The sequence below is a fragment of the Streptomyces sp. NPDC090045 genome (assembly GCF_044747975.1).
Lineage (GTDB): Bacteria > Actinomycetota > Actinomycetes > Streptomycetales > Streptomycetaceae > Streptomyces.
Window position 1 is genome coordinate 180,141 of the sequence record NZ_JBIVFA010000008.1, and the last position, 19,123, is coordinate 199,263.

Below are 19,123 nucleotides of genomic sequence, written 5' to 3' on the forward strand. Positions count from 1 at the left end.
CCTCCCGGTCGGAATACCGCTGGAGACCACCCCGCATCCCAGTCTGTCCGCACCCCACCGCCGCCGCCAGTCGGATCCGACCCGGTTCAGAGGCCTGCCGGGTACGAGGCCCCGGCGCGGCCGACGCCCGATTCGATGTCCATGGTGCGCGGGGAGCCGGCGTCGTGCAGGGCCTCCGGGACCTCGCAGCGGCCGCTGCCGGTCGTGCAGTGGACCCGGAAGCGGGTGGCCGCGGGCACGGTGAGTTCGAGCCGGCCGGAGCCGACCCGGCCGCTGACCTGGTCCGGCGGGGTGACGAAGGCCGCGTCGGCGCGGCCGGAGCCGACCCGGAACTCCGCCTGGGGCCCGGTGAGGCCGGTGGCGCGCAGGCTGCCGGAGCCGACCTTCGCGCGCAGCGCTCCGCGCAGCCCCACCAGGTCGATCCGGCCGGAGTCGACCTCGGTGTCGACGGCGCCGCCCAGGCCGCTGAGGAGGACCCGGCCGGACCCGGCCGTCACCTTCACCGGGATGCCCTCCGGGACGGTCACCCCGAGCCGGACCGAGCAGGGCCCGGCGGCGGGCCAGAGCTCCTCGCCGGGGCAGCGCGGGGTCAGCCGCAGGGTGTCGCCGAGCCAGCTCTCCTCGATGGTGGGCGCCTTGAACGACCAGCCGACCGTGGCGCGGTAGCCGACCTGCCGGTCCGCGCGGGGGGTCACGGTGACGTCCGCGTCGCCGCCCACGATCTCCAGCGCGGTCACCGGGCGGCCGCCGCTGCCGCCGGTCAGGGTGTCGCTGCGGGCGCTCCCGTACGACCAGACCTGCCAGGTGGCCGGTGCCACGACGAGGAGCGCGCTCAGCAGCGCGGCGACGGTCCAGGCGAGCCGCTGCCCCGGACCGGCCGGGGCGGCGGCCGGGTCGGGTGCGCGGGCCGGTGCGGGGCCCGGGTCTCGGGCCGGCGCGGCTGCCGGCGTCACGGCGTGCCGTCCAGGAAGCGCAGGACCGCGAGGACCCGGCGGTGGTCGCCGTCGGCCGGCGGCAGGTCGAGTTTGGCGAAGATGTTGTTGATGTGCTTGGCCACCGCGCTCTCGCTCACGACGAGTTCGGCGGCGATCCCGGCGTTGGAGCGGCCCTCGGCCATCAGGGCCAGCACCTCGCGCTCGCGCGGGGTGAGGCGTTCCAGCGGGTCCGGTCCGCCGCCGCGGCGCAGCAGGAGCTGGGCGACGACCTGCGGGTCGAGTGCGGTGCCGCCGGCCGCGACGCGCCGCAGTGCGTCGATGAACTCCTCGACGTCGGCGACCCGTTGCTTGAGGAGGTAGCCGATGCCGGCACCGCTCGGGGCGGCGAGCAGATCGGCGGCGTACCGTTCCTCCACGTACTGCGAGAGCAGCAGCACCGCCGTGCCGGGGCTCTGCCGGCGGATCATCAGGGCGGCCCGGACCCCCTCGTCGGTGAAGCCGGGTGGCATCCGCACGTCCACGAGCGCCAGTTCGGGCCGGTGTTCCTCGACGGCGGCGAGCAGCCCCTCGGCGTCCCCGGTCTCGGCGGCCACCTCGAAGCCGGCCATTTCGAGGACCTTGACGAGTCCTATCCGCAGCAGGACGGAGTCCTCGGCGATCACAGCCCGCACGGCAGCTCCACGGTGATGACGGTCGGGCCCCCGAGGGGGCTGTTGATCATGATGGTTCCGTCGACCGACCCTACGCGTTTGCGCAGGCCGACCAGGCCGGTTCCGCGGGCCGGGTCGGCTCCGCCCACCCCGTCGTCGGTGACGGTGACCCGCAGCAGGTCCCCGCGGCGGCCGGCCCCGCCGGGTGCGGCCGTGCGCACGGCCCGCACCGAACAGCGGCGGGCCCGGGCGTGCTTGGCCACGTTGGCCAGGGTCTCGGAGACCACGAAGTAGGCGACGGCCTCCACGGTGGCGCCCGGCCGCGTCCCGATGTCCACGGTCAGCTCCACGGGGAACGGGGCGCGGGCGGCGATCCCGGAGAGCGCCGCGTCGAGCCCGCGGTCCTCCAGCACGGCCGGATGCAGGCCCCGTACCAGGCTGTTGAGCTCCTCGATGGCCTCCTTCGCCTGGCGGTGCGCCTCGTCGATGACGGCCTTGGCCTCGGGCGGCAGATCGGGCAGGGTGGCGCGGGCGATGCCGAGGTTCATGGCCAGGGCGACCAGCCGCTGCTGGGCTCCGTCGTGCAGGTCCCGTTCGATCCGGCGGCGTTCGAGGTCGGCGGCGTCCAGCACCCCGGCCCGGCTCACCGCGAGGTCCTCGACGCGCCGCTCCAGCTCGCGGGCCCGGTTCGGGCCGAGGAGGGCGGCCGCGGCGGAGGCGTCGAGCCGCGCGAAGAGGGCGGCGAGCCAGGGCGCGGCGAGCAGCAGCAGGACCCCGCCGACGGTGACGAGGTCGTAGTCGCCGGTCCAGCCGGGGGTACGGGTGTCCGCGGGCAGGAACCAGAACCAGCCGTAGACGGAAGCGGCCGCGGCGCCGAAGGCCCAGGCCAGCACCACCAGCGCGCCGGCGGCCGCGGCGAGCGGGCTGACGAGCAGGTGGTAGCCGTACTGCCGCCAGGTCGCCTCGGAGCACACCCGTTCGGCCAGCCCGCGCAGGCTCGACCAGCGGTGCTCCCGTACGACCTCCGGCACGTCGAGGCCGAGGAGCGCCCAGAAGCGGCTGCGCTGGAGCGTGGTGAGCAGCGGGCAGAGCCCCAGCACGGCGAGCAGCGGCACCGGGCTGAGGCCGGGCGCCACGGACACGTAGGTGAAGCCGAGGAGCGCGGGCAGGGCCGGCGGGATCGCGGCCGTGGTGAAGACCGTGTTGCGCCGGGCCCACGCCGACCACGGTGCGTGCGCCGCGATCCAGGTGTACGTGCGCCCCACCGCGCCGCGAAATGCCATGACCCGTACGGTAATCGCACTGGTCAGGGGCTTTCCATCACGCTGGCACCCGCCCGGAGGTGTACCTGGTGCCACCCCCGGTTCGGACAGTGGAGCCAGTGATCTCGACGGCGCGGCGGACGAGGCTGGTGGTGTGCCCGGGGGACGGACCGCCGGGCCGGAAGGAGACCCGCTGTCATGGCACTTGTCGCCCCGCAGGCCCGCACCTGGCGCATCCCGCGGCCGGCCACCGTGTTCACCTGCGCGGGGGTGGCGCTGCTCCCGTGGGTGCTGGTCCTGGCGAAGACGACGCCGCAGACCACCGAGGTGTCGAACTGGGCCACGGCGTGGATCGGCCTGGACCTGATGCTGGCCGCCGGGCTGACCGGGACCGGGATGCTGCTGCGCAGGGGCGACCCCCGGGTGTCGCCGGTCGCGGCGGCGACGGCCGCGCTGCTGGTGATGGACGCCTGGTTCGACGTCACGACCTCGGCCGGGACCGGTGGGCAGGGCATGGCGCTGCTCCTGGCGGCGGGCGCGGAGCTACCGCTGGCGCTGGCGTGCGCGATGGTGGCCGCCCGGCGCCGGGGCTGAGGCCGGCCGCGGCGGTGTCCGTTTCGTCCAAGCGCTGTCCGTTTCGTTCAAGACGGGCCCCACACGGCCTGCCTAGCCTGCTGTCATGACTCCACGACTCGACATGATCGGCCTGGTCGTCTCCGACATGGCCGCCTCGCTCGCCTTCTACCGCCGCCTCGGGCTGGACGTCCCGGCCGACGCCGACGGCCTGCCGCACGTGGAGGCCGCGCTTCCCGGCGGGCTGCGGATCGGGTGGGACACCGAGGAGACCGTCCGCTCCTTCGACCCGTCCTGGACCCGCCCCACCGGCGACGGCCGCCGGGACCTGGCCTTCCTGTGCGACTCCCCCGCCGAGGTGGACTCCTTGTACGCGGAACTCACCGCGGCGGGGTACCGGGGCCACCTGAAGCCCTGGGACGCCTTCTGGGGGCAGCGCTACGCCGTCGTGCTCGACCCGGACGGCTGCGGCGTGTCCCTGTTCGCCCCGGCGGAGCCCGCCGCGTAGGCGGTCAGCGCGGTCAGCGTGGTCCCGGCCAGCGCGCGCACCTCGCGGGCGAGGTGCGCCTGGTCGGCGTACCCGGCGGCGTGGGCCACCTCGGCGTACGGCATGCCCGCCCCGGCCAGCGCCAGGGCGCGGCGCAGCCGCAGGATCCGGCCGAGCGTACGGGGCCCGTACCCGAAGGCGTCCAGGGAGCGGCGGCGCAGTTGGCGCTCCCCGAGGCCGGCCGCCGCGGCGATGGCGGCCACCGTCTGCCCCGCCCGGAGCCGGGCCGCGATCTCGGCGGGCAGCGGGTCGGGCGGCCCCGTCTCGGCCGCCCGGTGCGCGGCCAGCGCCTCCAGTCCGGCGCGCGGGTCCCCGTACGCCGCCACGCGTCCGGCGAGGCGGCGTACCTCCCGCGCCGGCCACAGCTCGGCGAGCTCCACGCGCCGGTCCCGCAGGACGTGGGCCGGTACGCCGAGCAGCGCGGGCGCGGTGCCGGGCGCCAGCCGGATGCCGGCGAACGCGCCGCCCGGGACCTCCCCGGCGGGGTGCGGGCCGGTGTCGGGCCCGGCCACCAGCAGCCGCCCGTCGGCCCACAGCAGGTCCATGCAGCCGTCGGGCAGCACCGTCCCGCCGTTGCCCTGCGCCCGCCACAGCACGGCCCCGGGTACGGCCGCCGACGGCGCTTCCTCGTACACCCCTCCAGCGTAGGGGGAAGATCGACGGCTCTCCCGGGTACCGGTCAGTGCTTGCGCAGCCGCGACGAGTAGTCCTCGGGCGGCAGGAACTTCGACCACCGCTCCGGGAACTCCGAGGGCATCCCGCCGTCCTCGTCGTCCTCCGACTCGCCCTCGGCCAGGGCCCGCCAGGCCGCGGCCCGCGCGATCAGCTGCGCGGCCTCCAGCTCCCGGGCCCGCTCGTTCGCCTCGCGCGCCGCCGCCGTGGCCACGGACGGCCAGACCCGGTCGATGGCGGCGTTGACGGCCGCGCCGACCAGCACCGCGAAGGCCGAGATGCCGATCCACAGCAGCACCGCCACGGGCGCCGCCAGCGATCCGTAGATCGTCGGCCCCTCCACGGTGTTGGTGAGGTAGATGCGCAGCAGGAACGAGCCCAGCACCCACATGGCGAGGGCCACCAGCGCCCCCGGCACGTCCTCGATCCACGGCGAACGCACCGGTACGGACACGTGGTAGAGCGTCGTCAGGAAGACGATGGACAGCAGGGTGACGGTCGGCCAGTACAGCACCGCGATCACGCTGGTGCCCCAGGGCACCAGCTCGATCACGGCGTCCGGCCCCACCACCATCAGCGGCAGGACGATCGCCCCGATCAGCAGGGCGATGATGTAGAGCACGAAGGCCAGCAGCCGGGTCTTGACGATGCCGCGCTGGCCGTCGAGCCCGTACATCACCGTGATGGTGTCGATGAAGACGTTGACGGCGCGCGAGCCCGACCACAGGGCGAAGGCGAAGCCGAGCGAGATCAGGTCGGGGCGGCCGCGGCCGGTCACGTCGTCGAGCATCGGTTTGGCGATGTCGTTGACGCCCCGGTCGGACAGCACCGTGCCGACCGCGCCCAGGATGTTCTCCTCGATGCTGGCCACCGTCGTCTTGCCGGTCCAGCCGTCCACGTAGCCGAGCAGGCCCAGCAGGCCGAGGAAGAGCGGGGGCAGCGAGAGCAGCGTGAAGAACGCCGCCTCGGCCGCCAAGCCGAGGATGCGGTACTCGATGCACGAGTTGACGGTGTCCTTCAGTAGCAGCCAGCCCATCTTCCGCTTCGAGACGTTGCGGTAGAGGGCGCGGGCCCGGTGGAGCCGTCCTGGGGGTCCCGGGATCCGCTCGGGTGTTTCTTTTGCTGGCTGCACGTCCTTACGGTATCCGCATGGCAGCCACCACCCACACAGTCAGCAACCAGGCCCCGCCCCTGGTGGGCTACGACGTCTACGGCGGCGATCGGGCCCTCACCGAGGGCGTCGAGCGTCACCTCGCATCCGCGGAACCCGAACTCCTCGGCGAGGTACGGGAGGAGCTCACCGACCTCGGGCGCGCGGCGGGTTCCGCGCAGGCCCAGGAATGGGGCGTGCAGGCGAACGAGAACCCGCCGAAACTGCGGACGCACGACCGGTACGGGAACCGGATCGACGAGGTGGAGTTCCACCCGGCCTGGCACCGGCTGCTCGGGCACGCCGTGACCTCCGGGCTCACCGACGCCTGGGGGCGGCCGGCCGGGCACCTGCGCCGGGCCGCCGGGTTCTTCCTGTGGTCGCAGGCCGAGGCGGGGCACGGCTGCCCGGTCTCGATGACGCACGCCGCCGTGCCGGCGCTGCGGGCCGATCCGGCGCTCGCCGCCGAATGGGAGCCGCGGCTGACCTCGCACGTGTACGAGCAGGGGCTGCGGCCGGCCGCTCAGAAGGGCGGCGTGCTCTTCGGCATGGGGATGACGGAGAAGCAGGGCGGCAGCGACGTACGGGCGAACACGACGGCGGCGGTGCCGCTGGACGCGTCGGGCGAGTACCTGCTGACCGGGCACAAGTGGTTCTGCTCGGCGCCGATGTGCGACGGGTTCCTGGTGCTGGCGCAGGCTCCGGGAGGGCTGACCTGCTTCCTCGTGCCGCGGGTGCTGCCGGACGGCACGCGGAACGTCTTCGCGATCCAGCGGCTGAAGGACAAGCTGGGCAACAAGTCGAACGCGTCGAGCGAGGTGGAGTTCGACGGGACCTGGGCGCGGCGGGTGGGCGAGGAGGGCCGGGGGGTGCGGACCATCATCGAGATGGTCGCGGCGACCCGGCTGGACTGTGTCATCGGCTCGGCCTCGCTGATGCGCCAGGCGCTGACGCAGGCCGTCCACCACGCGGAGCACCGCTCTGCTTTCGGAGCACCGCTCATCGACCAGCCGCTGATGCGCAACGTGCTCGCCGACCTGGCCCTGGAGTCGGAGGCCGCCACGACCCTGACCCTGCGCCTGGCGGCCGCCTACGACGCCGGGACGGAGCAGGAGAAGGCCTTCCTGCGCCTCGCCGTGCCCGCCGCCAAATACTGGGTGACCAAGCGCTGTACGCCGATGGTCGCGGAGTCCCTGGAATGTCTGGGCGGCAACGGCTACGTCGAGGAGTCCGGGCTGCCGAGACTGCTGCGCGAATCCCCGCTGAACTCCATCTGGGAGGGCTCGGGCAACGTACAGGCGCTGGACGTACTCCGCGCCCTGCAGCGCGAGCCCCAGGCGCTCAACGCCTTCCTCCAGGAGGTCGGCCTGGCGCGGGGCGCCGACCACCGGCTGGATTCGGCCATCAAGGACCTGCTGACGGACCTCGCCGACCTGGAGGGCATCGAGGCGCGGGCCCGCCGCGTGGTGGAGCGCATGGCGCTGGTGCTGCAGGGGTCGCTGCTGGTGCGCTGGGCTCCGCCGGAGGTCGCGGACGCGTTCTGCGCCTCCCGGCTGGGCGGCGACTGGGGCGCGGCCTTCGGCACGCTGCCGCACAGCCTCGATCTCGGCGCGGTGGTGGAACGGGCGCGGATCGCGGGCTGACGGGCGCGGACCGCGGGCCGGGGAGGAGCCCCCGTCGGGCTCCTCCTGCGGTCCCCAAACCGCTCCGAGCCGCGGTCCGGGCCCGTCGACCGGTCCAGAGGTGGCGCCGCGCCGACTCGGCACCACCTCTGTTCCGAAGCCCCGAGGAGGAGCTGTCACGCCGCTCGGCGGCGTCCGGACAGTTTCGGTCGGGCGACCGGGACTTGGCGAGAGTTGCATACCGTTGCAACCTTTGAGTCGGCAGCCGCCCGCCGGGGTGCGGGGGGGATGCGGAACCGCGGTCCGCCCGGGCGGCTCGCGTCGTACGTCCTGTTCGCACGGGGAGGTTCCGGTGGCCGACACCACAGGCAGCACGGTCGATGTGGCACGCATCTCGGCCATGGACGCGCGGGCCGCGGCGCGTCTGCTCAAGGGGGTACGGGCGGCCGCTCTGGCCGGGGACCGCCCCCCGGCCGCGCCGAGACCGGAGATCGCGGAGTCCTGGCGGCGGATGCTGGCGGGCGGGGTGCACCCGGACCGGGACGCGCGCTCGCGGATGCTGTCGGCCGCCGAGACGGAGGAGCGGCGGCACGGTTCACCGCTGCGGGAGATCCTGCCCGTACTGCGGGAGGGGCTGCTGCCCGCGCTGGACGAGGCCCTGCACATCATGGTCGTCGCGGACGCGGACGGACGGCTGCTCTGGCGGGAGGGCCACTCCTCGATCCTGCGCAAGGCCGACCGGCTCGGCTTCTCGGTGGGGGCCGACTGGGACGAGGCCGTGGTCGGCACCAACGGCGTGGGCACGGCGCTGGTGGCCCGGCGGCCCGTGCAGGTGTTCTCGGCGGAGCACTTCGTCTCCAGCCACCACGACTGGACCTGCGCCGGAGCCCCCGTACGGGACCCGCGGGACGGGCGGCTGCTGGGCGTGGTCGACGTCAGCGGGCCGCTGGCCACCATGCACCCGGCGACGCTGGCCTGGGTGAGCTCGGTGGCCCGGCTCGCCGAGCGGGAGCTGCGCGTCCGGCACCTGGAGTCGCTGGAACGGCTGCGGACGGTGGCGTCCCCGCTGCTGGCCCGGCTGCCGGGACGGGCGCTCGCCGTGGACCCGGACGGCTGGACGGCCGCGGTGACGGGGCTCGCGCCCACGGACCGGATCCCGCTGCCGAAGGCCTTCGGGCCGGGCCGGGTGTGGGTGCCGCGGCTCGGCGACTGCGTGGTGGAGCCGCTGCCCGGCGGCTGGCTGCTGCGGATCGCGCGGGAGCGCACGAGCACGGCGGCGACCCGGATCGTCCTGGACCTCAGCCGGGCGGGCTCCTGGTCGGCGACGGTGTACGGATCCTCCGGCAGCTGGTCGCAGGAGCTGAGCCCGCGCCACGCGGAGCTGCTGTTCCTGCTGGCGGACAGCCCGCGGGGGCGCTCGGCGGCCGAACTGTCCGCGGAGCTGTTCGGGGACCCGACGCGGACGGTGACGGTCCGCGCGGAGCTGTCCCGCGTACGCCGCCACCTCGCGGGCGTGCTGACCCACCGGCCGTACCGCTTCGCGGAGGACGTGGAGGTGGAGCTGATCCGCCCCGAGGACCCGGCCGCGCTGCTGCCGCACTCCACCGCCCCCGCGGTGATCAGGGCCCGCCTGGGGCGCCGGGGACCCGGCGTGGTTCCCTGAAGGGCATGAGCACCATCACCCTCACCACCTGGTCCCTGGAAATGACCTCCCCGTCGGACCTCGCCCCGGCGGCCGTACCGGGCCCTGAGATCACGATCTCGCGGGCGGAGGTCCCGTCCCCGGAGTTCAGCCGCTTCCTCTACGCCTCGGTGGGCGGCGACATCCACTGGACGGACCGGCTGTCGCTGACCCGGGCGCAGTGGGTGGAGCAGCTGCGCCGGCCGGGGGTGGAGACGTGGGTGGCGTACGACCGCGGCACGCCCGCGGGGTACGTGGAGCTCGACCCGCAGGACGACGGCGTGGTGGAGATCATGTACTTCGGTCTCCTCCCGGACTTCCGCGGCCGCCGCATCGGCGGACACCTGCTGTCGGTGGGCATCGCCCGGGCCTGGTCCCTCGCGGAGCGCTGGCCGGAGCTGGAGCCGACCCGCCGGGTGTGGGTGCACACCTGCAGCCAGGACGGCCCGACGGCGATGAGCAACTACGAGCGGCGCGGCTTCAAGATCTTCAAGACGGAGACGGAAGAGAAGGAAGACACCCCGACCCCCGGCCCCTGGCCGGGAGCCGGCGCGTAGGCGCCTGCGCCCTAGTCAGGGGGGGCGTCCCGGCCGGGCCGGTGGACGTGCAGGTCGCCTCGCTGGACGGCGAAGAGCGTCGCGGAATCGCGCGCGTTGTTCGTCTGCTCGCAGTGGGGTGCCCGGCGGCTCCCGGGGAGGGCCGCGGCGACCGCGTCCGCCAGTCGCGCGAGCGGCTCGACGTTCGACGGGTCCCGGCGCAGCAGCTCCGTGAGTTCCAAGGCCCAGAGGTGGGACAGGGTCCGCCGGACGTCCTCGGGGACCTCCGCGTTGCGCATCAGGGCGGCGTTGCCGTCGAGTTGGGCCTCGATCTCGGCCCGGCGGCCGCGGTCGGTCCGGTGGAAGAGGCCGAGCACGGCGTCGCGCGTGCTCTGCCACAGGTCCGTGGTCATCGCCGTGACCACGGCCCCGGCGCCGGCTTCGGCGAGGGCGGTCAGCTCCGCGTCCATGAAGGCTCCCTCACGCCCCGCGGGTGATGTGGACGTTCGTCGTACCGCTCTGAGTGGCGTAGACGACCCCGCTCCCCGATGCCTTGTTGATCATTTTGCCGGGCCCGGGGTCCGTCGCGGCGGTGTGCCCGGGCAGGGCCGGCTGGTGGGGAGCGGGCTCCTGCCCCGGCAGGTGCAGCCAGGCTTCCGCGGCGTACTCCTTCTCGGCGAGGGTGACGCGCTGGAAGGAGTCGGGGTCGATCCCCGGATATCCGTGACGAGCCGTCTCGTCGTAGAAGTGCCCCGACAGGAGGACGGAGGCGGTCACGGTCTCCGGGGCCTGGGCCAGGGCGGTGCGGGCCGGACCCGCGTCGAGCAGCCTGGCGAGGACTTCGAGCGGCTGGCCCGTGGCCTCGCCGTCCGGGCCGAGCACGACGTCGCCGGCGTGCAGCGCGACGCGGACGCGGATGTGCGTCGCCGGAGCCGCGGTCCGGTTGTGGGCGCGCAAGCGGACCGCGAGTTCGTGGATCAAGGGGTGGATCAGTCGGGTCTTGCGGGTGCCGGCCGGAGCGATCACCCGGAAGCCGTCACCCAGATCGGCGTGGAGGCACCCCTTCCAGTCGATCCCGCTCTCCTCGAACGCCTCGCGCAGTGCCGTCGCGAGCACCTCGCGGATCTGCCGGAACGCAACGTTGCCGCGCCCGGCGGAACGGGCGATGTCGACGGCCAGCATGGCCCGGTACGCCACTTCGTCTTCCATGGACCCTCCTCGGTGGCAGCAACCCTCGCAACCCACTGTGGCCGGAACGGATCGCGAACACCCCGTCACAGTACGGGATTTGCTATGAGTGCCCCATGGAAGACAAAGGCGTGGGCCATGGCGCGGGCTGGCACGGGCTCCGCGAGGAGTGGGCGTGGCCCGCATCGAGTCTGCTCGGTGGTCTCACCCCGGACGCGCGCGATCAGCTGCTCGCCCTGGGCGCCCGGGTCCGGTACGAGGCCGGCCGCGTGCTCATGCGCGAAGCCGAGCGGACCAGCTTCGTATTGATCCTCCTCGACGGCGTGGTCAAGGCCACCGGGCACACCCAGGACGGACGGGACGCCCTGCTCGCCGTCCGCATGGGCGGGGATCTGGTCGGCGAACTGGCCGCGGTGGACGGGTACCCCCGGTCGGCGACGGTCACCACCTGCGGGACGGTCCTCGCCCGGACCGTCACGCGCGCCGACTTCCTGGAGTGCCTGCGCCGGCACCCCGGGATCGCCCACGCGGTCAACACGTCCACCGTGACCAAACTCCGCGTCGCCACCACCCACCGGATCGATCTCACCGGGTGCGACGCCGCCACCCGGCTGGCCCGGGTGCTCCATCAGATCGCCATGACCTACGGGGAACACACCGGCGACGGGGCCGTGATCCCCTGGCCCATCACCCAGCCGGAGCTGGCCACGCTGTCGGGCGCGTCGGAACCGACCGTGCACAAGGCACTGCGCCGGCTCCGTGAAGCGGGCGTGGTCTCCACGGGCTACCGGACGATCAGGGTCGAGGACCTCAGCCTCCTGGGGAGCATCGCTTTCGGCCAACGGTGAAGGAAGCGGGTGGAAACCGTCTGCGGACGGGATCGCGGTCCGGCGCCGTCATTAGAGTGCCGCCCGGGAGACCGGCGGCAGCTGCGCCCCGGTCGGACGGGGGAGGGCCATGGAGCAGGAGCACGGCACGCACCGGATAGACATCGACGGGGACGCCACCGGACCGGTGATCGCGGGCAACCACAACGTGGTGGTGGACGCGCAGCACGGGTCGACCGTGACCCTGCTGGTGGAGCGGGAACAGCCCCGGCCGGTGCGCCGGGACCGGGTCGAACTGCTGCCGCGGCGGCAGCACGCCCCGCTGGGCCGGGAAGCCGAGCTGGCGGCGCTCGCCGCCGCCCTCCGTGACGGCGGTCCGGTGCAGCTGTGGGGGCCTCCAGGGGTCGGCAAGAGCTCGATCCTGCGGTACGCGGCGCGCACGCTCGAACCCGGACCGGACGGAGTGGTGTTCCTCAGCGGAAGCCACCGGGAGCCCGGGGACCTGGCGCAGGACGTCTTCGAAGCCTGCTACGAAGCCGCGGCGTACGCCCCCTCGGGCACCGAGCTGCGCAGGCTGATGGCCGGGATCCGCGTGACGGTGTACGTCGACAACGCCCAGCTGACCGAGGAGCAGTTACGGGATCTCATGGACGCGGCCCCGGACGCGCGGTTCGTGTTCTGCGGGCGGGAGAGGTCACTGCTCGGCGACGGCACGGCACTGGAGGTGGCGGGGCTCGGCCGAGCCCCGGGGCTGGCCCTGCTGACCCGGGCTCTCGGTGCCCGCACACCGGAGAGCGAACGCGCGGCCCTGGAGCTGTGGAAGGCGGCCACGGGGCGTCCCCTGCTGCTCCTGCGTGCGGCCGCGCTCGCCCGGCCCGACGCCTCGGGCACGGTGGCGCTGCCCCGGCCCGGCGCGCTGGCGGATCTGCTGCCGCTCCTGCTCGACCAGCTCGACGCGGAGGCCATGGGCGTCCTGCGCCTGCTGGCCACCCTGTCCGATGCGGACGTGGATCCGGCGCACCTCGGTGCCCTGACCGGCGCGGCGGACCCGTCCGCCGTGTGCGTCCGCCTCACGGAGCTCGGTCTGTCCGAGTTCACGGAGCGCGGGTACCGCTGCGCCGCGGATGCGGTGCCCGCGCTGTGGGATCGCGATCCGGCGGCGTTCCCCGTCGACCGGCTGTGCGAGTACTTCGCCCGGTGGGCCACGCAGAGATCGACGACGCCGAACCAGATCTCGGACCACGCCCGGGCACTGGAGGTCGCCGCGGAGCTCGCCGAGCGGGCGGGACGGCCGGACCTCGCGGTCAGGGTCGCGTGGGCCGCTTCACCCGCGATGGCCCGCTCCCTGCGGTTCGGGTCGTGGGGCCGGCTGCTCGACCGGGGCCGGATCGCCGCCGAGCACGCGGGCGACCGGCGTGCGCTGGCCTACTTCACCCACGAGGAGGGCATCCGGAGCCTGGTGACCGGCCGCCGGGTCGTCTCGGCGGTGCTGCTCGCCGAGGCGGCGGTGCTGTGGCGGCAGCTGGGTGATGCCCAGGGCGCCGACGCGGCCGCGGGGGCGCAGCAGTACACCCCGCAGGCGCCGGAGCCGGCCCCGGCGGACGGCGGTTCGACGGCCGCGACACCTGACGAGGGCGGCACCTCAGCGGCGCTCCCGGACGACGGCGGCACCACGGCGGCCGCGCCCGGCGACGGCGGCACCACGGCGGCCATCCCGGACGACGGCGGCACCACGGCCACCGTGCCGAGCGACGGCGGCACCACGGCGACGGCCCCCGGCGACGGCGGCTCCACGGCCGCGATCCCCGGCGACGGCGGTTCGGCGGGGCACGCCGCCGGGCACAGCGGCGGCTGGCCGGGGGGCGACGGCACGGCCGTGCAGGCGGGTGGCACACCGGGCGGTGACTTCGCCTCCCACTCCGCGATGCCCGACCCCACGGCGGCGGCCTGGTCCCACCCGGCGGCTTCCGTGCCGCCGCCCGGCGTCGAACACGTCGGCCACCTCGCGAGCGGCGCGGGCGCCACGGGCGGGGTCCCCGCGGGGGCCGCCGCGACAGCCGGTGCCGGCGCCGCCGCCGCGGGCGGAGCGTCGGTGCTCACGGTGGTGCTCGCGGTGATCGCCGTCGTCGTCGCGGTCGTCATCGGCGGGAACGTCCTGGCCGAGCAGCAGGCCGCCGAGGACGTACCGAGTTCCCCGTCCGGCCTCGCCGGGGTGTGGCTGGACAGCCAGGGAGGCGCCTACCGCTTCGAGGAGAAGTCACCCGGGGCGTACACGGTGACGGCGGGGACGATCTGCAAGGACATCGTCACGATGAGGTTCACCGGCGGCCTCGGCACCTACCGGAGCACGGACGAGCCGCTGTACGACATGAGCAACAGCTCGTGCACCCGTGTCGGGCACATGAACACGACCCTCACCGTCTCCTCCGACGGACGCAGCCTGCAGTGGACGCGCGTGGCCCCTGCGTCCGTCAAGGAGGGGTGCACCTCCTGCGGGTCCATCTCGCTGACCCGCGTCCCGTGATCCTCTGCACACGCCACGTCCCGTCCCCCACCCAGGAGCTACCGTCATGACATCCACTCCCGGCGACCGGTTCACGATCCGGATCGGCGGCGACGCCTCGGGCCCCGTCGTGGCCGGGCACGAGAACCACGTCGAGATCCACCAGGACCGGCCGCCGACGCCCGCGGGCGACATCGCGTCGCCTGACACGGACACGGACACGGACACCGGCACCGGTACCGGCGCCGACCAGATCAACACCGCGAACGACCACGGCACCGTCTATACGGTCATGCAAGGCGATCTGCACATCCACCACGAGGGGAGCGGCGAAGCCCCGGAGGGCTCCTCACCGTCCTGACCGAGGGAGGACGGGGGGCACTGCAGGGAGTGACCCCCGTCACGTCATCCCGCCATCCGAGACGAGTTCGTCCGGATCGTGGACAGTAGTGGACTCCTCCAAGAGGCACATGACACGCTTCCGTCATGAATGGAGCTGGAATTGCCTTGGTGAGTCGGCGGCACGTCGACCTCGGCCGCATGTCCAGCGCCATCTGTCCGGCGCGCTGACGGAACCAGCCACGCCGCACATCGTCGCCGTCCCCGCCGCCGCGGACGCGCCGATCACCCGCTAGTCCCCTGAGGCCTATGTCCCGCCCTGCCCGCCGGCAACCCCGGCAGCGAAGCGGGAATCAGCCACACGCGCTCAGAGTCGCAGACCTGACAGGGGCACCTGCCGCCGCCGCTCCGCCTCCCCTGCCCTTGCCCTTGCCTTGAGCCGCCGAAGAAGGACGTACCGCCATGGCCGCCACCCCCGAAACGCCCGCAGCCGCACCCGCAGCCGCCGCGCGCCGCAAGACCGGCCGTCACCGCGGTGAGGGTCAGTGGGCCGTCGGACACCACACGCCCCTCAACGGCAACGAGCAGTTCAAGAAGGACGACGACGGTCTCAACGTGCGGACACGCATTGAGACGATCTACTCCAAGCGCGGCTTCGACTCGATCGACCCCAACGACCTGCGCGGCCGCATGCGCTGGTGGGGCCTCTACACCCAGCGCAAGCCCGGGATCGACGGCGGCAAGACCGCGATCCTGGAGCCGGAGGAGCTGGACGACGAGTTCTTCATGCTGCGCGTCCGCATCGACGGCGGCCGGCTGACCACCGAGCAGCTCCGCGTCATCGGCGAGATCTCCGAGGAGTTCGCGCGCGGCACCGCCGACCTCACCGACCGCCAGAACGTGCAGTACCACTGGATCCGGATCGAGGACGTCCCGGAGATCTGGCGCCGGCTGGAGGCCGTGGGCCTGTCCACCACCGAGGCCTGCGGTGACACGCCCCGCGTCATCCTCGGCTCCCCCGTGGCCGGCATCGCCCGGGACGAGATCATCGACGGCACCCCCGCCATCGACGAGATCTACCGCCGCATCGTGGGCAACAAGGACTTCTCCAACCTGCCCCGCAAGTTCAAGTCCGCGATCTCCGGCTCGCCGCTGCTCGACGTGGCGCACGAGATCAACGACATCGCCTTCGTCGGCGTGAACCACCCCGAGCACGGTCCGGGCTTCGACGTCTGGGTCGGCGGCGGTCTGTCCACCAACCCCAAGCTGGGCGTGCGCCTGGGCACCTGGGTCTCGCTCGACGAGGTCCCGGACGTCTACGAGGGCGTCATCTCGATCTTCCGCGACTACGGCTACCGCCGGCTGCGCACCCGCGCCCGCCTGAAGTTCCTCGTCGCCGACTGGGGCCCGGCCAAGTTCCGCCAGGTCCTGGAGGACGAGTACCTGCAGCGCAAGCTGACCGACGGCCCCGCCCCCGAGCAGCCGACCGGCCAGTGGCGCGACCACGTGGGCGTCCACCAGCAGCAGGACGGCAAGTTCTACGTCGGATTCGCGCCCCGCGTGGGCCGCGTGGACGGCGCCACCCTGACCAAGATCGCGGACATCGCCGAGCAGCACGGCTCCGGCCGCCTGCGCACCACCGCCGAGCAGAAGATGATCGTGCTCGACATCGAGGCCGACCGGGTCGACTCGGTGGTCGGGGCGCTGGAGGCGCTGGACCTGCGGGTCAAGCCGTCCCCGTTCCGCCGCGGCACGATGGCCTGCACCGGCATCGAGTTCTGCAAGCTGGCCATCGTCGAGACGAAGGCGCGCGGCGCCTCGCTGATCGACGAACTGGAGCGCCGCCTGCCCGACTTCGCCGAGCCGCTCACGATCAACATCAACGGCTGCCCGAACGCCTGCGCCCGTATCCAGGTGGCGGACATCGGTCTCAAGGGGCAGCTGGTCCTGGACGACGACGGCAACCAGGTGGAGGGCTACCAGGTCCACCTGGGCGGCGCCCTCGGCCTGGAGGCCGGCTTCGGCCGCAAGGTCCGCGGCCTCAAGGTCACCTCGGCCGGCCTGCCCGACTACGTCGAGCGGGTCGTCAAGCACTACGAGGAGCAGCGCGAGGACGGCGAGCGCTTCGCGGCGTGGGTCGCCCGCGCGGACGAGAAGAGCCTCTCGTGAGCGAGCGCGCCGCACCGTTCTACTGCCCGTACTGCGGCGACGAGGACCTGTTTCCGAACGAGACGGGCCACGGCGCGTGGGAATGCAGGGCCTGCAACCGAGCCTTCCAGCTGAAGTACCTCGGGCTGCTGGCCCGTGGCGTCCGGTCCGATGCAGCGGGAGGGGACGAGATATGACCACCACTCAAGACGCAAGTCTCACGAGCGTGGACCTCAAGGCCACGGACCTCAAGGCCACGGATCTGAAGGCACTGGCCGAGCAGGCGGGCCGGGACCTGGAGGACGCCTCCGCGCTGGACATCCTGCGCTGGGCGGCCGAGACCTTCGGCGGGAAGTTCGCCGTGACCTCCTCGATGGAGGACGCGGTCGTCGCCCACCTGGCCTCGCGCGTCTTCCCCGGCGTGGACGTGGTCTTCCTCGACACGGGCTACCACTTCGAGGAGACCATCGGCACCCGTGACGCGGTCGAGGCCGTGATGGACGTCAACGTCATCACGCTCACCCCGCGCCGCACGGTGGCCGAACAGGACGCCGAGCACGGCCCGAAGCTGCACGACCGCGACCCCGACCTGTGCTGCGCGCTGCGCAAGGTCAAGCCGCTGGAAGAGGGCCTGACGGCGTACGACGCGTGGGCGACGGGCCTGCGCCGCGACGAGTCCCCGACCCGGGCGAACACCCCGGTCGTCGGCTGGGACGAGAAGCGGCAGAAGGTCAAGATCTCCCCGATCGCACGCTGGACCCAGGACGACGTGGACGCGTACGTTGCCGATCACGGGGTTCTCACCAACCCGCTGCTGATGGACGGTTACACCTCCGTCGGCTGCGCCCCCTGCACCCGCCGCGTGGCGGAGGGCGAAGACGCGCGGGCCGGCCGGTGGGCCGGGCGGGGCAAGACCGAGTGCGGACTGCACGGCTGATGACGAGCAGCACGACGACCGGCGCGACGACGAGCGCGACGACGAACGAAGAACTTACGGAGACAGAGCAGATGAGCGTGAGCGACCAGGGCGCCACCGTGTGGCTGACCGGGCTGCCGAGCGCGGGCAAGACCACCATCGCCTACGCGCTGGCCGACCGGCTGCGCGCCGAGGGCCACCGCGTGGAGGTCCTCGACGGTGACGAGATCCGCGAGTTCCTCTCCGCCGGCCTCGGTTTCAGCCGCGAGGACCGGCACACCAACGTGCAGCGGATCGGCTTCGTCGCCGAGCTCCTCGCGAGCAACGGCGTCAAGGCGCTGGTGCCGGTGATCGCACCGTTCGCGGACAGCCGTGAGGCCGTCCGCAAGCGGCACGCGGCCGCCGCGACGGACTACCTCGAAGTGCACGTGGCCACGCCGGTCGAGGTGTGCTCCGAGCGTGACGTCAAGGGCCTGTACGCCAAGCAGGCGGCGGGCGAGATCTCCGGTCTGACCGGGGTCGACGACCCGTACGAGGCGCCGGAGTCGCCGGACCTCCGTATCGAGTCGCACACGCAGACCGTGCAGGAGTCGGCTTCGGCCCTGCACGCGCTGCTCACCGAGAGGGGCCTGGCATGACCGCCACCGTCGCACACGTCCACGAAGGGACGGACGCGCCCTACGCGCTGTCGCACCTCGACGCCCTCGAGTCGGAGGCCGTGCACATCTTCCGCGAGGTGGCGGGCGAGTTCGAGAAGCCGGTGATCCTGTTCTCCGGCGGCAAGGACTCCATCGTCATGCTGCACCTGGCGCTGAAGGCGTTCGCGCCGGCGCCGGTGCCCTTCACGCTGCTGCACGTCGACACGGGCCACAACTTCCCCGAGGTGCTGGAGTACCGCGACCGCACGGTCGAGAAGCACGGACTGCGCCTGCACGTGGCGTCCGTCCAGGACTACATCGACGCGGGCAAGCTGCGCGAGCGTCCGGACGGCACCCGCAACCCGCTGCAGACCGTCCCGCTGACCGAGGCGATCCAGAGCCTCAAGTTCGACGCCGTGTTCGGCGGCGGCCGCCGCGACGAGGAGAAGGCCCGCGCCAAGGAGCGGGTGTTCAGCCTCCGCGACGAGTTCTCCCAGTGGGACCCGCGCCGCCAGCGCCCCGAGCTGTGGCAGCTCTACAACGGCCGCCACGCGCCCGGCGAGCACGTGCGCGTCTTCCCGCTCTCCAACTGGACCGAGCTGGACGTCTGGCAGTACATCGCCCGCGAGGGCATCGAGCTGCCGGAGATCTACTTCGCCCACGAGCGCGAGGTGTTCCTGCGCAACGGCATGTGGCTGACGGCCGGCGAGTGGGGCGGCGCGAAGGAGGGCGAGACGCCCGAGACGCGTCTCATCCGCTACCGCACCGTCGGTGACATGTCCTGCACCGGCGCCGTCGACTCCGACGCCGCCACGCTGGACGCCGTGATCGCCGAAATCGCCGTCTCCCGTCTCACCGAGCGGGGCGCGACCCGCGCCGACGACAAGATGTCCGAGGCCGCGATGGAAGACCGCAAGCGCGAAGGGTACTTCTAGA

General features: G+C 73.4%; 21 protein-coding genes. 14 read left to right on the forward strand and 7 right to left on the reverse strand.

The genetic code is table 11. The features are described from left to right. Positions 1-86: 86 nt before the first annotated feature. Genes ACIPYQ_RS22320 through ACIPYQ_RS22330 form a run of 3 tightly spaced genes read right to left on the reverse strand, consistent with a single transcriptional unit; the run spans position 87 to position 2,868 of the window. On the reverse strand, positions 87-953 hold the full coding sequence (locus tag ACIPYQ_RS22320; RefSeq protein ID WP_401253782.1) for a hypothetical protein: 867 nt from the start codon (positions 951-953) through the stop codon (positions 87-89). Beyond that, on the reverse strand, positions 950-1,606 hold the full coding sequence (locus tag ACIPYQ_RS22325) for a LuxR C-terminal-related transcriptional regulator (RefSeq protein WP_401253785.1): 657 nt from the start codon (positions 1,604-1,606) through the stop codon (positions 950-952). The genes ACIPYQ_RS22320 and ACIPYQ_RS22325 overlap by 4 nt, the downstream gene beginning before the upstream one ends. Further along, positions 1,594-2,868: a sensor histidine kinase gene (locus tag ACIPYQ_RS22330; RefSeq protein ID WP_401253788.1), complete on the reverse strand. Its 1,275-nt coding sequence runs from the start codon at positions 2,866-2,868 to the stop codon at positions 1,594-1,596. The genes ACIPYQ_RS22325 and ACIPYQ_RS22330 overlap by 13 nt, the downstream gene beginning before the upstream one ends. A gap of 177 nt (positions 2,869-3,045) precedes the next feature. Here ACIPYQ_RS22330 and ACIPYQ_RS22335 point away from each other — a divergent pair, with 177 nt between their 5' ends. Beyond that, positions 3,046-3,441: a hypothetical protein gene (locus ACIPYQ_RS22335; RefSeq protein WP_361769387.1), complete on the forward strand. Its 396-nt coding sequence runs from the start codon at positions 3,046-3,048 to the stop codon at positions 3,439-3,441. Positions 3,442-3,526: 85 nt separating this feature from the next. Continuing rightward, positions 3,527-3,928, forward strand: coding sequence for a VOC family protein (locus ACIPYQ_RS22340; protein ID WP_401253792.1), 402 nt, complete (start codon positions 3,527-3,529; stop codon positions 3,926-3,928). Here the strand turns inward: ACIPYQ_RS22340 and ACIPYQ_RS22345 are convergent. Further along, positions 3,859-4,602 carry a helix-turn-helix domain-containing protein gene (locus ACIPYQ_RS22345; protein ID WP_401253795.1) on the reverse strand — a complete coding sequence of 248 codons (744 nt, stop codon included), beginning with the start codon at positions 4,600-4,602 and terminating at the stop codon, positions 3,859-3,861. The two genes, ACIPYQ_RS22340 and ACIPYQ_RS22345, sit on opposite strands and share 70 nt — an antisense overlap. Positions 4,603-4,646: 44 nt before the next feature. Beyond that, positions 4,647-5,771, reverse strand: coding sequence for a YihY/virulence factor BrkB family protein (locus tag ACIPYQ_RS22350; protein ID WP_361769393.1), 1,125 nt, complete (start codon positions 5,769-5,771; stop codon positions 4,647-4,649). A gap of 17 nt (positions 5,772-5,788) precedes the next feature. Here ACIPYQ_RS22350 and ACIPYQ_RS22355 point away from each other — a divergent pair, with 17 nt between their 5' ends. The 3 genes from ACIPYQ_RS22355 to ACIPYQ_RS22365 all read left to right on the forward strand — a co-directional run bounded on the left by ACIPYQ_RS22355 (position 5,789) and on the right by ACIPYQ_RS22365 (position 9,649). Continuing rightward, on the forward strand, positions 5,789-7,432 hold the full coding sequence (locus ACIPYQ_RS22355) for an acyl-CoA dehydrogenase family protein (RefSeq protein ID WP_401253798.1): 1,644 nt from the start codon (positions 5,789-5,791) through the stop codon (positions 7,430-7,432). 379 nt (positions 7,433-7,811) lie between these two features. Continuing rightward, positions 7,812-9,074, forward strand: coding sequence for a GAF domain-containing protein (locus ACIPYQ_RS22360; protein ID WP_401254256.1), 1,263 nt, complete (start codon positions 7,812-7,814; stop codon positions 9,072-9,074). A 5-nt stretch (positions 9,075-9,079) separates the two neighbouring features. Then, on the forward strand, positions 9,080-9,649 hold the full coding sequence (locus tag ACIPYQ_RS22365) for a GNAT family N-acetyltransferase (protein ID WP_401253801.1): 570 nt from the start codon (positions 9,080-9,082) through the stop codon (positions 9,647-9,649). A gap of 11 nt (positions 9,650-9,660) precedes the next feature. Here the strand turns inward: ACIPYQ_RS22365 and ACIPYQ_RS22370 are convergent, their stop codons facing one another. Further along, positions 9,661-10,098, reverse strand: coding sequence for a hypothetical protein (locus ACIPYQ_RS22370; RefSeq protein WP_401253804.1), 438 nt, complete (start codon positions 10,096-10,098; stop codon positions 9,661-9,663). Positions 10,099-10,108: 10 nt separating this feature from the next. Continuing rightward, the gene (locus ACIPYQ_RS22375) at positions 10,109-10,837 is read right to left on the reverse strand and encodes a hypothetical protein (RefSeq protein ID WP_401253807.1); all 729 of its coding nucleotides are present in this window, start codon (positions 10,835-10,837) and stop codon (positions 10,109-10,111) included. A 95-nt stretch (positions 10,838-10,932) separates the two neighbouring features. Here ACIPYQ_RS22375 and ACIPYQ_RS22380 point away from each other — a divergent pair, with 95 nt between their 5' ends. The 9 genes from ACIPYQ_RS22380 (at position 10,933) to cysD (ending at position 19,122) form a co-directional block, all read left to right on the forward strand. After that, positions 10,933-11,664, forward strand: a complete 732-nt coding sequence (locus ACIPYQ_RS22380; protein ID WP_401253810.1) for a Crp/Fnr family transcriptional regulator — start codon at positions 10,933-10,935, stop codon at positions 11,662-11,664. Positions 11,665-11,773: 109 nt separating this feature from the next. After that, positions 11,774-14,167 (forward strand): AAA family ATPase, encoded by a 2,394-nt coding sequence (locus tag ACIPYQ_RS22385; RefSeq protein WP_401253813.1) that lies wholly within the window; start codon positions 11,774-11,776, stop codon positions 14,165-14,167. A gap of 46 nt (positions 14,168-14,213) precedes the next feature. Further along, entirely contained in the window at positions 14,214-14,507 is a 294-nt protein-coding gene (locus ACIPYQ_RS22390; RefSeq protein ID WP_401253815.1) for a hypothetical protein, read from the forward strand. 125 nt (positions 14,508-14,632) lie between these two features. Continuing rightward, entirely contained in the window at positions 14,633-14,716 is an 84-nt protein-coding gene (locus ACIPYQ_RS22395) for a putative leader peptide (protein WP_312847410.1), read from the forward strand. A 231-nt stretch (positions 14,717-14,947) separates the two neighbouring features. Next, a complete protein-coding gene (locus tag ACIPYQ_RS22400) occupies positions 14,948-16,654 on the forward strand; it encodes a nitrite/sulfite reductase (protein ID WP_401253818.1) in 1,707 nt (568 codons plus the stop codon). Further along, on the forward strand, positions 16,651-16,830 hold the full coding sequence (locus ACIPYQ_RS22405) for a hypothetical protein (protein WP_361770329.1): 180 nt from the start codon (positions 16,651-16,653) through the stop codon (positions 16,828-16,830). Before ACIPYQ_RS22400 ends, ACIPYQ_RS22405 begins: the two co-directional genes overlap by 4 nt. Beyond that, positions 16,827-17,570: a phosphoadenylyl-sulfate reductase gene (locus ACIPYQ_RS22410; protein WP_401253821.1), complete on the forward strand. Its 744-nt coding sequence runs from the start codon at positions 16,827-16,829 to the stop codon at positions 17,568-17,570. Before ACIPYQ_RS22405 ends, ACIPYQ_RS22410 begins: the two co-directional genes overlap by 4 nt. A gap of 71 nt (positions 17,571-17,641) precedes the next feature. Then, a complete protein-coding gene (cysC, locus tag ACIPYQ_RS22415; protein ID WP_361770344.1) occupies positions 17,642-18,187 on the forward strand; it encodes an adenylyl-sulfate kinase in 546 nt (181 codons plus the stop codon). Then, on the forward strand, positions 18,184-19,122 hold the full coding sequence (gene cysD, locus ACIPYQ_RS22420) for a sulfate adenylyltransferase subunit CysD (protein WP_361770335.1): 939 nt from the start codon (positions 18,184-18,186) through the stop codon (positions 19,120-19,122). Before cysC ends, cysD begins: the two co-directional genes overlap by 4 nt. Position 19,123 lies beyond the last annotated feature (1 nt).

Excerpts from the sequence above, each read along its gene's own strand:
- ACIPYQ_RS22330 (WP_401253788.1), bottom strand. The coding sequence starts at position 2,868 with ATGGCATTTCGCGGCGCGGTGGGGCGCACGTACACCTGGATCGCGGCG.
- ACIPYQ_RS22335 (WP_361769387.1), top strand. The coding sequence starts at position 3,046 with ATGGCACTTGTCGCCCCGCAGGCCCGCACCTGGCGCATCCCGCGGCCG.
- ACIPYQ_RS22340 (WP_401253792.1), top strand. The coding sequence starts at position 3,527 with ATGACTCCACGACTCGACATGATCGGCCTGGTCGTCTCCGACATGGCC.
- ACIPYQ_RS22355 (WP_401253798.1), top strand. The coding sequence starts at position 5,789 with ATGGCAGCCACCACCCACACAGTCAGCAACCAGGCCCCGCCCCTGGTG.
- ACIPYQ_RS22360 (WP_401254256.1), top strand. The coding sequence starts at position 7,812 with ATGGACGCGCGGGCCGCGGCGCGTCTGCTCAAGGGGGTACGGGCGGCC.
- ACIPYQ_RS22365 (WP_401253801.1), top strand. The coding sequence starts at position 9,080 with ATGAGCACCATCACCCTCACCACCTGGTCCCTGGAAATGACCTCCCCG.
- ACIPYQ_RS22370 (WP_401253804.1), bottom strand. The coding sequence starts at position 10,098 with ATGGACGCGGAGCTGACCGCCCTCGCCGAAGCCGGCGCCGGGGCCGTG.
- ACIPYQ_RS22375 (WP_401253807.1), bottom strand. The coding sequence starts at position 10,837 with ATGGAAGACGAAGTGGCGTACCGGGCCATGCTGGCCGTCGACATCGCC.
- ACIPYQ_RS22380 (WP_401253810.1), top strand. The coding sequence starts at position 10,933 with ATGGAAGACAAAGGCGTGGGCCATGGCGCGGGCTGGCACGGGCTCCGC.
- ACIPYQ_RS22385 (WP_401253813.1), top strand. The coding sequence starts at position 11,774 with ATGGAGCAGGAGCACGGCACGCACCGGATAGACATCGACGGGGACGCC.
- ACIPYQ_RS22390 (WP_401253815.1), top strand. The coding sequence starts at position 14,214 with ATGACATCCACTCCCGGCGACCGGTTCACGATCCGGATCGGCGGCGAC.
- ACIPYQ_RS22395 (WP_312847410.1), top strand. The coding sequence starts at position 14,633 with ATGAATGGAGCTGGAATTGCCTTGGTGAGTCGGCGGCACGTCGACCTC.
- ACIPYQ_RS22400 (WP_401253818.1), top strand. The coding sequence starts at position 14,948 with ATGGCCGCCACCCCCGAAACGCCCGCAGCCGCACCCGCAGCCGCCGCG.
- ACIPYQ_RS22410 (WP_401253821.1), top strand. The coding sequence starts at position 16,827 with ATGACCACCACTCAAGACGCAAGTCTCACGAGCGTGGACCTCAAGGCC.
- cysC (WP_361770344.1), top strand. The coding sequence starts at position 17,642 with ATGAGCGTGAGCGACCAGGGCGCCACCGTGTGGCTGACCGGGCTGCCG.
- cysD (WP_361770335.1), top strand. The coding sequence starts at position 18,184 with ATGACCGCCACCGTCGCACACGTCCACGAAGGGACGGACGCGCCCTAC.